This is a genomic window from Streptomyces sp. NBC_00286 (assembly GCF_036173125.1).
GTDB lineage: Bacteria > Actinomycetota > Actinomycetes > Streptomycetales > Streptomycetaceae > Streptomyces.
Genome location: NZ_CP108054.1, coordinates 9,233,764 through 9,248,045, shown reverse-complemented (window position 1 = coordinate 9,248,045; position 14,282 = coordinate 9,233,764). Strand labels below are relative to the sequence as shown.

The 14,282-nt window shown below is 71.4% G+C and carries 7 protein-coding genes; 5 read left to right on the top strand and 2 right to left on the bottom strand.

The window, feature by feature from the left end:
• Positions 1-46 precede the first annotated feature (46 nt).
• Positions 47-2,197: a SpoIIE family protein phosphatase gene (locus tag OHT21_RS41680; protein WP_443050564.1), complete on the top strand. Its 2,151-nt coding sequence runs from the start codon at positions 47-49 to the stop codon at positions 2,195-2,197.
• Between the two features lie 497 nt (positions 2,198-2,694).
• Here OHT21_RS41680 and OHT21_RS41675 read toward each other — a convergent pair whose 3' ends face one another.
• Positions 2,695-4,014: a S1 family peptidase gene (locus tag OHT21_RS41675; RefSeq protein ID WP_328773429.1), complete on the bottom strand. Its 1,320-nt coding sequence runs from the start codon at positions 4,012-4,014 to the stop codon at positions 2,695-2,697.
• A gap of 582 nt (positions 4,015-4,596) precedes the next feature.
• Between OHT21_RS41675 and OHT21_RS41670 the strand changes: the two genes are divergently transcribed.
• The 4 genes from OHT21_RS41670 to OHT21_RS41655 all read left to right on the top strand — a co-directional run bounded on the left by OHT21_RS41670 (position 4,597) and on the right by OHT21_RS41655 (position 10,854).
• Complete coding sequence (locus tag OHT21_RS41670; protein ID WP_165344843.1) at positions 4,597-4,812, top strand: type A2 lantipeptide; 216 nt, start codon at positions 4,597-4,599, stop codon at positions 4,810-4,812.
• Positions 4,813-4,947: 135 nt separating this feature from the next.
• Complete coding sequence (locus tag OHT21_RS41665) at positions 4,948-5,754, top strand: HlyD family efflux transporter periplasmic adaptor subunit (protein WP_328773428.1); 807 nt, start codon at positions 4,948-4,950, stop codon at positions 5,752-5,754.
• Positions 5,751-8,012, top strand: coding sequence for an NHLP family bacteriocin export ABC transporter peptidase/permease/ATPase subunit (locus OHT21_RS41660; RefSeq protein ID WP_328773427.1), 2,262 nt, complete (start codon positions 5,751-5,753; stop codon positions 8,010-8,012). Before OHT21_RS41665 ends, OHT21_RS41660 begins: the two co-directional genes overlap by 4 nt.
• A 1-nt stretch (position 8,013) precedes the next feature.
• Positions 8,014-10,854 (top strand): NHLP bacteriocin export ABC transporter permease/ATPase subunit, encoded by a 2,841-nt coding sequence (locus OHT21_RS41655; RefSeq protein WP_328773426.1) that lies wholly within the window; start codon positions 8,014-8,016, stop codon positions 10,852-10,854.
• Positions 10,855-10,932: 78 nt separating this feature from the next.
• Here the strand turns inward: OHT21_RS41655 and OHT21_RS41650 are convergent, their stop codons facing one another.
• On the bottom strand, positions 10,933-14,106 hold the full coding sequence (locus tag OHT21_RS41650; protein ID WP_328773425.1) for a helix-turn-helix transcriptional regulator: 3,174 nt from the start codon (positions 14,104-14,106) through the stop codon (positions 10,933-10,935).
• Positions 14,107-14,282 lie beyond the last annotated feature (176 nt).

The following is a 14,282-nucleotide window of genomic DNA, read 5'->3' as shown; positions in this document are numbered from 1 at the left end:
GCCTGGGGCTGCTTCACGCCTGCTCCGGGTTCTGCCGTGGGAGGAGGTGGTCGGCGTGTCCGACCAGACGTCCGGGCGGCAGTCGGAGCGCACGGCGGCACCGGTCGGCCGGCCGCTGCTGTCGCTGACGCTGGCCGCGATCATGGACGATGTCGGCGCCCACTCCGGCGCGGTCTATCTGCTGGCTCCGGGCGAGCAGGTGCTGGAGATGGCCGTGATGGCGGGCCTGCCGCGGGCCTTCGCGGCGCCCTGGGAGCGGGTGGGGCTGAGCGCGCCGGTCCCGGTGGCGAAGGCGGTACGCGACCGGCGGCTCGTGTGGGTCGGCGGCGAGGAGGACATGGCCCGCGACTATCCGCGGATCGCCGTGGTCCTGCCGTATCCGTTCGCGCTGGCGGCGGTGCCGGTGGCGACCGAGCGTGCCGTGTATGGGGCGATCTTCGTGACCTGGCCGGGTACGCGCCCGGCAGAGCTGTCCGACCGGGAGCGGGACCATCTCACCGCGGCCTGCGGCCGGCTCGCGCTCCGCCTTGAGCGGGCCGCCGAGGAGGGCCACCCGGTGCGTCCCGAGCCGGATCTGCTGGCCCCGGCGTCGGCGGCGACCGTGGCGGGCACGCTGGGCGCGGTGGAGGCCGTGCGGATGGTGGCGCGGCTGCCGTACGGGCTGTGCGCGCTGGATCTGCACGGGCGGATCAGCTTCGCCAACGCGGCGGCCGGCGAGTTGCTCGGGACGCCGGTCAGCGCGCTGCTGGGCTCGCATCTGTGGGCGTGCGTGCCGTGGCTGAACGACCCGGTCTTCGAGGACCGCTACCGTGCCGCGCTGCTGGGCCAGCAGGTGACGTCGTTCGTGGCGCTGCGACCGCCGGCCGACTGGCTGTCGTTCCGGCTGTATCCCAGTACGAACGGGCTGAGCCTGAGGATCTCCCGGGCGCGGTCGGCCGAGGGGACCGGCCGCACCGGGCAGCGGCCCGAGAACGGTGGCTCACGTCTGGTCACCATGGCGCACATCCTGAACCTTGCCGGCGCGCTCACCAAGGCGGTGGGTGTCCAGGACGTGGTGCAGCTGGTCGCGGACGAGATTGCGCCCGCCGTCGGCAGCCAGGCGCTGATGCTCCTGGGCTCGCAGGGCGGACGGCTGCATGTGCTGGGGCACCGCGGTTATCCGGACCCCCATGCCGTGGAGCGGTTCGACGGGATGTCGCTCACCGCGCAGTCGCCCGGGGTACACGCGCTGTCCAGCGGGGTGCCCGCCTTCTTCGAGTCCCGCCGGCAACTGGAGCGGCTCTATCCGGAGCAGCACCCGGCACGGGACGGCATGGCGGCCTGGGCGTATCTGCCGCTGATCGCGTCGGGCCGGCCGGTGGGCACCTGTGTCCTCGCCTACGCCGAGCCGCATCATTTCCCCGCCGACGAGCGTGCCGTGCTGACCAGCATGAGCGGGCTGATCGCGCAGGCGCTGGAGCGGGCGCGGCTGTACGACGTCAAGCACCAGCTCGCGCACGGACTGCAGGCGGCGCTGCTGCCGCACTCGCTGCCGTCGCTGCCCGGTATCGAGGCGGCCGCCCGGTATCTGCCCGCCACCCGTGGCATGGAGATCGGCGGCGACTTCTACGACCTGGTGCCGACGCCGGGCGGGGCTGTGGCGGTGATCGGGGATGTGCAGGGGCACAACGTCACGGCGGCCGGGCTGATGGGGCAGATCCGGACCGCCGTACGCGCGTACACGACCGTCGGCCAGCCGCCCGAGGAGGTCATGAGCAGCACCAATCGGCTGCTGATGGATCTGGGCAGCGACCTTTTCGCCAGCTGTGTGTATCTGCGTCTCGATCCGGCGCGAGGGAAGGCCGTGATGGCTCGGGCCGGGCATCCGCCGCCGCTGCTTCGGCGGCCCGACGGGCAGGTGCGGGTGCTTGATCTGGCCGGGGGGCCGCTGCTCGGGATCGATGCGGTGGCTACGTATCCGACGACACAGGTGTCGCTCGCGCCCGGGTCCGTGCTCGCGCTCTACACGGACGGGTTGATCGAGTCGCCCGGTGCCGATATCGAGGAGGCGTTGGCTCGGCTTGCGGGGCGGCTCACTGAGATCGGGGATCAGCCGCTGGAGGAGTTGGCCGATGCGGTTGTTCGTCACAGTGGGACTGAGTTGGAGCGGGTGGATGACGTGGCGCTGCTGTTGCTTCGGGCCACTGGCTCCGCTTGAGACGGGTGTCTAACCTGCGGGCCGGTTGGGGCTGGTCGCGCAGTTCCCCGCGCCCCTGAGAGGGCTGGGGTACGGATTCAACCTGCCGGTTCGTCGTGGCTTGGCGCGCAGTTCCCCACGCCCCTGACGGGGCTGAGGTGCGGATTCAACCTGCCGATTCGTCGTGGCCTGGCGCGCAATTCCCCGCGCCCCTGACGGGACTGAGGTGCGGATTCAACCTGCCGATTCGTCGCGGCCTGGCGCGCAATTCCCCGCGCCCCTGACGGGACTGAGGTGCGGATTCAACCTGCCGATTCGTCGCGGCCTGGCGCGCAATTCCCCGCGCCCCTGACGGGGCTGAGGTGCGGATTCAACCTGCCGATTCGTCGTGGCCTGGCGCGCAATTCCCCGCGCCCCTTGCGGGGGCCAAACGCGAGGCGGCCCGGCTCTCCCGCCGGAGAGCCGGGCCGCCCCGTTACGGCCGCCGTTCTGCGCGTACGGCCGGAATCTGCTGGGTGTCAGCCGGTCAGGCCCGCGATGAGGCCGGACTCTTCCTCGGCGCCGGCTTCCTCTTCGACGCCCGCCTGATCACCGGCACCGGCCTCTTCGCCGGCGCCCTCTTCTTCGCCGGCGCCAGCGCCCGCGCCACCGGCGCCGTCCTCTTCACCGGCGCCCATGCCACCGGCACCCTCTTCCTCGCCGACGCCGCCGTCGGCTCCGCCGTCGCCGAGCGTCGCGCCCGTCGCCTCCAGGGCGGTGGTGACCGGCTGGAAGAAGGTCTCGCCGCCCACCGTGCAGTCGCCGCTGCCGCCGGAGGTCAGGCCTATCGCGCTGTTCTCGTTGAACAGGGAGCCGCCGCTGTCGCCGGGCTCGGCGCAGACGTCGGTCTGGATGAGGCCGGTGACCGTGCCCTCCGCGTAGTTCACGGTGGCGTTGAGGGCGATGACCGTACCGGAGTCCTGGCCGGTGGTGCTGCCCATACGGGTCACCGGCATGCCGACCTCGGCCTCGGCGGCCTGCGCGATGTCGACCGTCTCGTTCTCGAGGTTCACCGTGCTGGGTGCCTCGGTGGCCGGGTCGTCGTAGTTGACGAGCCCGAAGTCGCCCTCACCGGGGAACGTGGCCGTCTGAGCGTCGACCGTACCGATCGGCGCGCCACCCTCCTCCTCCGACCACTCGGCGGCCGCGACAGCGCAGTGACCCGCGGTCAGGAAGGCGGGGTCGCCCTCGGCGTTGGTGACGTTGAAGCCGAGCGAGCAACGCGAACCGCCACCGAAGATGGCGTCACCGCCCGCGGCGAACGTCTTGAACTCACCGGCGGACCTCTTGACGGATGCCATGTCCCCGCCGAGCGACTTGACCGTCGACTCCAGCTGGTCCCAGTTCGAGCCCTTGACCGTGCTGTCGGCCGTGACCTGGATCTTGTTGGTCCTCGGGTCGACGGACCAGGCCGTACCGGGGATGGTCGCCTCGGACTTCAAGGTCTGCTCGGCGGCCTTGAGTTCGGACATGCTGTTGTCGACCTCGCGGACGACCGCGCCCGCCTGCTCGGCCCCGACGATGATGTTGTTGTTGTCGCCCACGACGTTGATGATCAGCTGCTGCTGTTCCTTGTCGTAGTACGAGCCGGCGAACGCCTCACCGAGGAGCGCCTCGAGCTCCGAGGACAGTTCGGACGCCTGCGCGGCGTTGACCGTCTTCGGGGCCGCGGAGGAGGAGCCGCTTCCCTCGTCCTGGGACGCCATGGCGTTGGGCAGGATCAGTGCCGCCGCTCCGAGCGCCGCCACGCTGCCCGCTGCGATTACGGCCTTGCGCTTTGGTGTTCGCTTGTGACTCAACTTCTTGACCTCCTGTGGGGACGGGGTCCGCGCTGCCGCTTGGCAGCTGATGGCGGCGCCTGGATGCCGACTGGTACGGATGTGGCGCTCGGGGTGTTCAACTCCCTTGCGGGACTTCCTCGTCCACTCGCCCTCCGCTACCGCGGAGTGACAGCGTGTTGGCCATAGAGACCGGAATCCTGGCTTCAGGAAATCTGCACACCGATTGCGCAGCCACGTCACGGGCGTTGGGGAATCTGCACAACGATTCGATGCCCGCCGCCTCATTGGTTAGGGAGTGTCTGTTTCGCCAGTACGGCCGCAAGGGCATCGGTGCGATCACACCGGGGATCGTGTGAAGAAGTGGCTACCGATGCGTGCGCAGGCGTGCACGGTTGGGCCCCTGTCTCCCGCAAATGCCCTGATCACATGGGCCGTTGATTGGAAGCGTGGCGCGGGAGCGTGCTTTGATCCATCGCACCGCAGGGGTCACCCCACGGTCCCGGAGACGGGTGCCTGAGCCTTGCGGACGCGGCCGACCATCTGTCCCCCAGAGGGGGCCGCTCCCCCCTTGTGAATACCAATAGGAAGGGAAGTTCCATCATGAACTCCACCCCCCAGGTCGAGACCGTCGAGATCTCGGACGCCGACCTCGACACCGTCTCCGGCGGCCTGCAGGTCAACGCCCTGGGCACCGTCACCGGCGCGCTGGACTCCGTTGCCCCGGTTTCGGGCATCGTTGACACGGCCGTCAGCACCGTCGAGGGCACGACCGGCCTGAACACCGCCCCGGTCACCGGCCTGGTCGCCGGCCTCTGAGCGCATCAGCGTGCCGTGAGTCCCGGAACCGTCCAACGGTTCCGGGGCTTCCGGGTGTCGTGAACCAGTCTGTCGTACGGCTGTTGTCCATCCATTCCGTACGTCCTGTCGTCCGCAGGTGAGGGAAAGTTCCCCGTGCAGTTCCGCCAACAGGCCCTCGCCAAGCTCCAGTCACCGGAGGAGCTCGATCTTCCGGTGCGCTTCGCCCGCCCGCAGGGCTGGCTCGTGTTGTCCGTGACGGTGGTCGTGATGGCCGCCGCCTCCGTCTGGGCCGTCACGGGATCCGTCGCCTCCACGGTGACCGCGCCCGCCATCCTCACGCACGGGCAGGGCAGTTACGTACTACAGAGCCCCGTTTCCGGCCAGGTCACCGCGGTGCTCGCCGAGCAGGGCGAGCGGCTCGCCGCCAACTCCCCCGTACTGAAGGTCCGTACGGCGAAGGGCGAGACAGTCGTACGCACCGTCGCCGCGGGCCGGGTCAACGCCCTCGCCGCCACGATGGGCGCCATCATCCAGACCGGTGCGAACGTCGCCTCCGTCGAGAAGGTCAAGGACGCCGACGACCCGCTGTTCGCGACGGTGTACGTGCCCGCCGAGAACGCCGCCACGATTCCCGACGACGCGGCCGTGGACCTCACCGTCCAGTCGGTGCCCACGCAGGAGTACGGAGTGCTGCGCGGCCATGTGAAGAAGGTCGACCGCAGCGCCCAGACACCGCAGCAGATCAGCGCCTTCCTCGGCGACAACCAGCTGGGCGAGCAGTTCACCAAGGACGGGCGGCCGGTGGCCGTGCTCGTCCGGCTCGACCGTTCGTCCGGCACGAAGTCCGGCTATGAGTGGTCGTCCACGGAGGGCCCGCCGTTCCGGCTGGACTCCATGACCATGGCCTCCGCCTCGATCCGGATGGCCGACGAGCGTCCTATCGATTGGCTGCTGCCGTGACCGCCCCCCAGGAAACCGGCACCGGCACCGCGGAGTCCCAACTCCCGCCGCCCGTACGGGGCCGACGCCGCGCCGCTCCGCCGAAGCGCACCGTCCCCAAGGGCCGCCGCAAGACCGTCCGCACGCCCACCGTCCTCCAGATGGAGGCTGTGGAGTGCGGCGCCGCCTCGCTCGCCATGGTGCTCGGCCACTACGGGCGGCACATCCCGCTCGAAGAGCTGCGTATCGCCTGCGGTGTCTCGCGGGACGGCTCACGTGCGAGCAATCTCCTGAAGGCGGCGCGCAGTTACGGCCTCACCGCCAAGGGCATGCAGATGGACACGGCGGCGCTCGCCGAGGTGCGCGCCCCGGCGATCCTCTTCTGGGAGTTCAACCACTACGTCGTCTACGACGGCATGGGGCGCCGCTTCGGCCGCCGCGGGGTGCACATCAACGACCCCGGCAAGGGCCGCCGCTTCATACCCATGGAGGACTTCGACACCAGCTTCACCGGTGTCGTCCTGGTCATGGAACCGGGTCCCGACTTCGAGAAGGGCGGCCGCAAACCGGGCGTCCTGGGAGCCATGCCGGCCCGGCTGCGCGGGACGTCGGGCACCATGCCCGCCGCAGTGCTGGCGAGTCTGCTGCTGGTGGCGGTCGGGGCGGCGGTGCCCGCGCTAAGCCGTACGTACATCGACATGTTCCTGATCGGCGGGCAGACCTCGCTGCTCACCGTGCTGTTCGCCTCGATGGGCGCGACCGTGCTGCTCACGGTCGTGCTGACCTGGTTGCAGCAGGCGAACCTGCTGCGCGGACGGATCATCTCCTCGACGCTGAGCAGCGCGAAGTTCCTGCGGCATCTGCTGCGGCTGCCCGTCACGTTCTTCTCCCAGCGCAGTCCGGCCGACCTGGTGCAGCGGCTCCAGTCGAACGACGCGGTGGCCGAGACGCTGGCCCGGGATCTCGCGGCGGCGGGCGTGGACGCGGTCGTGGTGGTGCTGTACGCGGTCCTGCTCTACACCTACGACCCGCAGCTCACAGCCGTGGGCATCGGGGTCGCGCTGCTCAACCTGGTGGCGATGCGGGTGGTGATCCGGCTGCGGGCGACGCGTACCGCCAAGCTGCGCGCGGACAGCGCACGGCTCACCAACACGGCGTACACCGGGCTGCAGTTGATCGAGACGATGAAGGCGACCGGCGGTGAGGACGGCTACTTCCGCAAATGGGCCGGGCAGCACGCCACCACACTCGAGGAGCAGCAGCGGCTCGGTGTGCCGAGCGCCTGGCTGGGTGTGGTCGCGCCGACGCTGGCGACGCTCAACAGCGCGCTGATCCTGTGGATCGGCGGAATGCGGGCCGTGGAGGGCCATATCTCCGTCGGTCTCCTCGTGGCGTTCCAGGCGCTGGTGACCCGCTTCACCGCGCCGATCACCCGCCTCAACGGCGTCGCCGGCCGCATCCAGGACTTCGCCGCCGACGTGGCCCGCCTGAAAGACGTCGAGAACTTCGCGGCCGACCCCCTCTACTCACGGCCGGGCGCGGGCGACAGCACCCGCCGACTGCACGGCCATGTGGAGCTGGAGAACATCACGTTCGGCTACAGCCCGCTCGACAAGCCGCTGCTGTCCGGTTTCTCGCTGACGGTCGGTCCGGGTCAGCAGGTGGCGCTCGTCGGCGGTTCCGGCAGCGGCAAGTCGACCGTGTCCAGGCTGATTTCGGGACTCTACGCGCCCTGGGAGGGCGTCATCCGGATCGACGGACAGCGGCTGGAGGACATCCCCCGCGGCGCGCTCGCGGCCTCCGTGTCCTTCGTCGACCAGGACGTCTTCCTCTTCGAGGGCACGGTCCGCGACAACATCGCACTGTGGGACCCCTCGGTCCCGGAGGACGCCGTGGTCGCGGCGCTCCAGGACGCGGCGGTGTACGACGTCGTGATGCGCCGCCCCGGTGGCATCCACAGCAAGGTCGAGCAGGACGGCCGTAACTTCTCCGGCGGCCAGCGTCAACGCCTGGAGATAGCACGGGCGTTGGTGCGCAGGCCCAGCATCCTCGTCCTCGACGAGGTGACCAGCGCCCTGGACGCGGAGACCGAGCAGATCGTGATGGACAACCTGCGCAAGCGCGGCTGCGCCTGCGTGGTGATCGCACACCGGCTCAGCACCGTGCGCGACAGCGACGAGATCGTGGTCCTCCAGCACGGCACGATCGTGGAACGCGGGCGCCATGACGCCCTGGTGGCGGCCGGCGGCCCGTACGCCGAGCTGGTCAGGGAGCGCTGACATGACATCCGTACCCGACCAGCAGCATCAACAGCCCGTCGCCGAGGGCGACTACGTGCTCGCCGCGCTCGGCGGCATGGGCACTCCGGTCGACGGCTCCGGCCTCACCCGCCTGGACCTCGAAGGCCCGCACGTGCTGTGGCTCGTCGCCTCCGGCGCCATGGACCTCTTCGCGGTCGACGCGGTCCAGCAGGGCCACTGGCACCACCTCGGCCGCCTCGAAGCTGGCACACTGCTGCTCGGCCCGGTCGCCGGACCGCAGCACAGCCTGATCGGCAGGCCCCTGCGCGAGTGCGTCCTGCGCCGTATCGAGATGCGAGAGCTGTACCAGCCGCCGCAGACCGAGACATGGACGTACGACGCGTACGGCAACCCCGTGTTCGTACCCCCGGCCACCAGCCCCCTGGAGTACGCCCTCTCCCTGGGTGTCGGCCGCGGCCTGGCCATCCTCTTCGAGGCGCCCCTCGCGACCGAGCGGGGCGCGGCCCTGACCGACGACGACATCCTGTGGATGCAGGTGCCGCCGGGCAGTGTGCAGTACGGGTCGGTGTACGGCGCCGAGGCCGCGGCCGATCTGCTGGTGGACCCGGCGATGTGGCAGGCCATGGTCGACCAGCAGTACCGGCTGCTCGCCACCCTCGACCGCTGGATCGAGCAGCTGGAACGCACCCATGAGGACCGTACGGCCGAGGGCATCAAGGCCGGTGAGGAGGTCCGGGCCCGGGCCGACCGCACCCTGATCGCCTCCATCTCCAAGCGCTCGTCATCGACCGGGCCCGCGGCGGACGCCGACGCCACCTACGCCGCCTGCAAGCTCGTCGCCCGCGCGGCCGGGCTCGCGCTCGCGGACCCCGCGCAGAGCGGCACGGAGAGCGACCGGCTCGACCCCGTCGAGCGGATCGCGCTCGCTTCCCGCGTCCGTACCCGGGCCGTACGCCTGGACGGGCGCTGGTGGCGCGACAACATCGGTCCGCTGGTCGGCCACCGGTCCGGGTCCGGCGCTCCGGTCGCGCTGCTGTGGCGGCGCGGCGGCTATGTGGCCGTGCACCCGAGCGGTCGTGAGACACCGGTCGAGAAGGCCAACGTGGCGGAGTTCGAGCCGCGCGCCGTCATGTTCTACCGGCCGCTGCCGGAACGCCGGCTGGGCCCGCTCGGTCTGCTGCGGTTCAGCCTCCGCGGCACCGGCGGCGATCTGCGCAATCTCATGCTCAGCGGTCTTGTCACGGTGGCGCTGGGCGCGCTGGTGCCGATCGCGACCGGGCAGGTGCTCGGGGTCTATGTGCCGAAGGCCCAGGAGAACCTGATCGTGCAGTTCTGCCTGGCGATCATGATCGCCAGTGTGGTGTCGGCGGCGTTCATGCTGATGCAGAACCTCACCATCCTGCGGATGGAGGGGCGTATCGAGGCCACACTCCAACCCGCCGTGTGGGACCGGCTGCTCAGGCTGCCCACGAAGTTCTTCACCGCGCGCTCGACCGGCGAACTGGCCAGCGCCGCCATGGGCATCAGCTCGATGCGCCGCATGATGGCGGGCATCGGCCCGGTCGTCGTCCAGGCGGGCACGGTCGGCCTGATGAACCTGGTCCTGCTGCTCGTGTACAGCGTCCCGATGGCGCTGGCCGCGATCGGCATGCTCGTGGTGATCACCGCGGTGTTCCTCGGGCTCGGACTGTGGCAGGTGCGCTGGCAACGGCGCCTCGTCGTGCTCAGCAACAAGCTCAACAACCAGGCGTTCCAGACGCTGCGGGGCCTGCCCAAGCTGCGGGTCGCGGCGGCCGAGAACTACGCGTACGCGGCCTGGGCGAGCGAGTTCGCGCGCAGCCGTGAGCTGCAGCAGCGGGTCGGGCGGATCAAGAACCTCAACACGGTGCTGGGCGCGGTGTATCTGCCGCTCAGCTCGCTGATCATCTTCATGCTCCTTGCGGGACCGGCACGCGGGTCGATGTCGGCCGGCGCCTTTCTGACCTTCACCACCTCGATGACCATGCTGCTGACCTCGGTGACCCAGCTGACCGGTGCGTTCGTCTCGGCGGTCGCCGCGCTGCCGATGTTCGAGCAGATCAAGCCGGTCCTCGACGCGACACCCGAGGTCCGCGTGGCGAGCACCCGCCCCGCCGCGCTGTCCGGCGCCATCGAGGCCAAGAAGCTGTCCTTCCGGTACACCGACGACGGCCCGCTCGTCCTCGACGACGTGTCCTTCGCGATCCGGCCGGGCGAGTTCGTGGCGATCGTCGGCCCCAGCGGCTGCGGCAAGTCCACCCTGCTACGGCTGCTGATCGGCTTCGACAAACCGGTCTCGGGCAGCGTCCTGTACGACGGTCAGGACCTGGCCGCACTCGACCAGTCGGCCGTACGCCGTCAGTGCGGTGTCGTACTCCAGCACGCCCAGCCGTTCACCGGCTCGATCCTGGACTGCATCTGCGGCACCGAACCGTACACACCCGAGGAGGCCATGGCCGCCGCCGAGATGGCCGGGCTCGCCGAAGACATCAAGCGCATGCCGATGGGCCTGCACACCATCGTCTCCGGCAGCGGCGCGATCTCGGGCGGCCAGCGCCAACGCCTGATGATCGCCCAGGCACTGATCCGCCGCCCACGCATCCTCTTCTTCGACGAGGCGACCAGCGCCCTGGACAACGAGACACAGCGCCGCGTCATCGAGAGCACCCACGCGCTGAACGCGACGCGGGTCGTGATCGCCCACCGACTGTCGACGGTGCTGGACGCGGACCGCGTCATCGTGATGTCGGACGGGCGTGTGGTGCAGGAGGGGCCGCCCGCGCAGCTGCTCGCCGACACGAGCGGGCGGCTGCACGAGCTGGTACGGCGCCAGATGGCGTGAGCGACGCAGAAGTACCGTACGGGCGCTGCTAGTTCGAGCACTGGGACGCGCCCTCTCCGGTGCCGGCGCGCCCCGGAGTCACTGCCCGTGCGCGTACCGGCGGGCCAGGGTGCGCAGGGCGGCCCTGCTGTTCTGGCCGGTGCGGTCGCGGAGGCTCGCCAGGTGCTTTTCGACGGTGCGTGGTGAGAGGAAGAGCTGCTCGGCGATCTCCTGATTGCCGAGCCCCCGGCCGAGCAGGCGCAGCACCTCGTACTCCCGGGCGGTCACCCCCGTCCGCCGCAGCTCCTGCGGAATCGTGTCGTGGCCCTCGCGGCGACGGGGAACGGGAGAGCCCGCTTCCCGCAGCAGGGCGCGGCAGGCCGCCGACACCCGTGTCGTGCCCCGGTCGTGGAAGAAGTGCTCGGCGGCGCGCAGCCACTCGACGGGCCTCCCCCAGCTGTCGGTGAGTGCCGCCTGAGCGCCCAGGCGCAGACACAGATGGCGGGCCAGGGGTATGACGTCCGTCCCGGCCAGGGCCTCCTCTGCCGCCTTGGCGGCCTCGGCGGCGCGGCCTTCGCGGCCCAGGAGCACGGCCCGGGACCAGCCGACGTAGGGCCGGTCCGAGTGGGCCTCGGAGAGCCGGCCGGCGACGGCCCCGTCCAGCTCCGCCCAGCCGGCCGCGCCCCGTACGGTCCGCAGGAGCAGGTACGGGCCCAGGAAACCGGTGACTCCCCGGGTGCTGGGCAGTGCCTTCATGACCTGGTCCGCGTCGGTGAACTCGGCCATCGCCCGGTCGTGTTCCTCCCTCAGCAGGGAGCAGATGCCCTGGGCCCAGCCCCACACGGAGGTGTCGGCGTAGCCCCAGACCGCTCCGGCGCTCCCGCCGGCCAGTGCGTTCTGAAGGACGTGCAGCGCGGTCTGGAGTTTCTCCCGCTCCCCACGGACGGCGGCGATGATGCCGTCCACTCCGGCACCGAGCAGCTCCACTTCGTCCAGCCGCAGCCGACGAGCCGTCGTCCGGAGCCGCCGGGCGGACTCCGCGGCCGCGTCCAGTTCGTCCCGCAGCACATGGGCGAGCGTCAGATGCATGTCGGCCCAGGCCGTCATCAGCACCGCGCCGGTCTCGTCGGCCGCCTTCCGCGCGGCCAGCAGCCGCTCGATCCCCGTGAACCGGACCCGGTCGAGCGCGCCGAGTTCCAGCAGGCCGCGTATCCGCCAGACCGGCAGCCCATGGGTCTCGGCCGTGGCCACCAGGCGTTCGAACACCTTTTCCGACTCGGCCAGGTCCAGGGGCCTCAGGCAGTACCCGAGCATGTTCAGCGCCTTGCAGCTCACTTCCGGCAGCCCGACCGCCTCGGCGGTCGCCACGGCCCCTTCGGCCAGGGCCCTGGCGCTCTCCAGCCGGTCCGGGCGCTGCGAGTTGAGCATCAGGTGCGCGGCGACCGCGTCCAGGGCCGCGCGGGACGCCGGGTCGGGCTCGGCGCCGAGCAGCTCCCGTGCCCGCCGGACGGCGGTCAGTCCCTCCTCCCAGCGCTGGACGGTGGCCGCGGCCCCGGCCTGCGTCAGGAAACCCGCGGCCCGCCGGGCGGGCGGCGCACCCCACGCGGTCAGCATGCGGTCCAGCCGGTCGCCGAGCTCCGGGACGCGCTGGACGTCGCCCGTGAGGACGAGTGTCCGCAGCAGTTCCTCCAGCAGCCGGGCCACGGCCTCGGGCGGGGCGTCCGTGGCGTCGGCGGTCAACTCCAGGCCCCGGTCGAGGAGTTCCACCGCGGTCAGCAGGGCGCCCCGCTGGACCGCCTGCCGGCCGGCCCGGGTGAGCAGTACGGCCGCCCGTGCCCGCTGCCCGCCGGCGACGCACAACTCCGCGGCCAGGCGGTACAGGTCGTCGCCCGAGTCACCGCCGATCAGACCGCGGGGCTCGCCGGGCCGGCCCGGGCCTCCCGTCCCCTGCTCCGACGCGTCGGCGGACTCAGGCGCGTGGCTCGCGTCGGCGGACTCGGTCGCGTGGTTCGCGTGGGCGGACTCGATGGCGTGGCTCGCGTGGCCGGACTCGGCCGCGTGGCCGGACTCGATGGCGTGGCCGGACTCGATGGCGTGGCCGGACTCGATGGCGTGGCCGGACTCGATGGCGTCGGCGGCGGCGAGACAGAGCGCCGCCCGTTCCGCCGGCAGCAGCCGGTGGGCGATGGCGTCGGCGGTCAGGGCGTGGCGGAAGGTGTGCCAGCCGGGTTGCTCCGCGGTGGGGCCGTGGGTGGTGCCGTCGGCGACCAGGTGGGCGCGTGCCGCGTGCCGCAGCTGGCGGAGCGCCGTCGGCCGATCGAGCCCGGCGACGCGGGCGGCGATGTCCACGGGGAAGCGTCTGCCCAGGACTGCCGCCGCTTCCAGGAGCGCGACTCCGGACGGTTCCAGGTGGTCCACCCGCTGCAGGACGGCGGCGGCGACCGTCGCGGGTACTCCGGCGTTCAGCGCGCCGGTCACTGACCAGCCGGCGCCCGGCTGCCGGACGAGATCGCCGCTGTCGACCATGGCGCGCAGCAGTTCCTCCACCACGAAGGGGACGCCGTCGGAGACGGCGTGCAGCCGGTCCAGTACGGCCGCCGGTACCGCGCCCGCGTCGTCGTGGCCCAGACAGCGGGCGGCCAGTTCCGCTGTCTCGGCGGGCGCGAGGCGTGCCAGGCGCACAGTGCGGGCCGTACGACGGGATGCCGCGGCCTCGGCGAGGTCGAGGGCGGCCCCGGGCCCCCCGCGCAGGGTGGCCAGCAGAACGGCCCGCTGACCGGGAACGTTGTCCGTGAGGTAGTCGACGATGGTGAGCGTGTCGGCGTCCGCGTCGTGCAGGTCCTCCAACACCAGAACGCAGCCACGGGTGCGTCCGAGGACATCAAGGAGCCGCAGCACCGCCTCCGCGTAGCCCACCAGCGGCGCCCCGTCCTGCGGCGCCAGCCCGCACAACCGCGACAGCAACGGCTCGTAGGGCCCCAAGTCCCCGTCCGCGGGCGCCCCTTCACCGCGCAGCCCGGAGAACACGGCCTCCGCCAGCGGTCGCAGCGGCACCGCGCGCCCGGCGGATGCGGCCCGCCCGCGCAGCACCCGTAACCCGGCGCGTACGGCGGTGGCCGCGGCCTCCTCGACCAGGCGCGACTTGCCGATGCCCGGCTCGCCCAGCACGAACACCGACGAGCCCCGCCCTTCGCCCGCCGACCGACCTGCATCGGTCAGCAGGTCCAACTCCGGTCCTCTGCCGACCAGCGTCGGTGACGACAACGACGACACTCAGGCCCCCTGCGCCCTCTTCCGGGCTGCCCCGGCCGCCCCCTCGAATACTCCTTCGAGCTCAGACAGCGTAATACCCACGAGCCACAGGGGCCGCACAACTAGATGGGGGCGCATCCCCCATGTCCGCGGCCGAGGCGCACGGCACGCTCTTCTCCAGCAGGTAGGGGGGACAG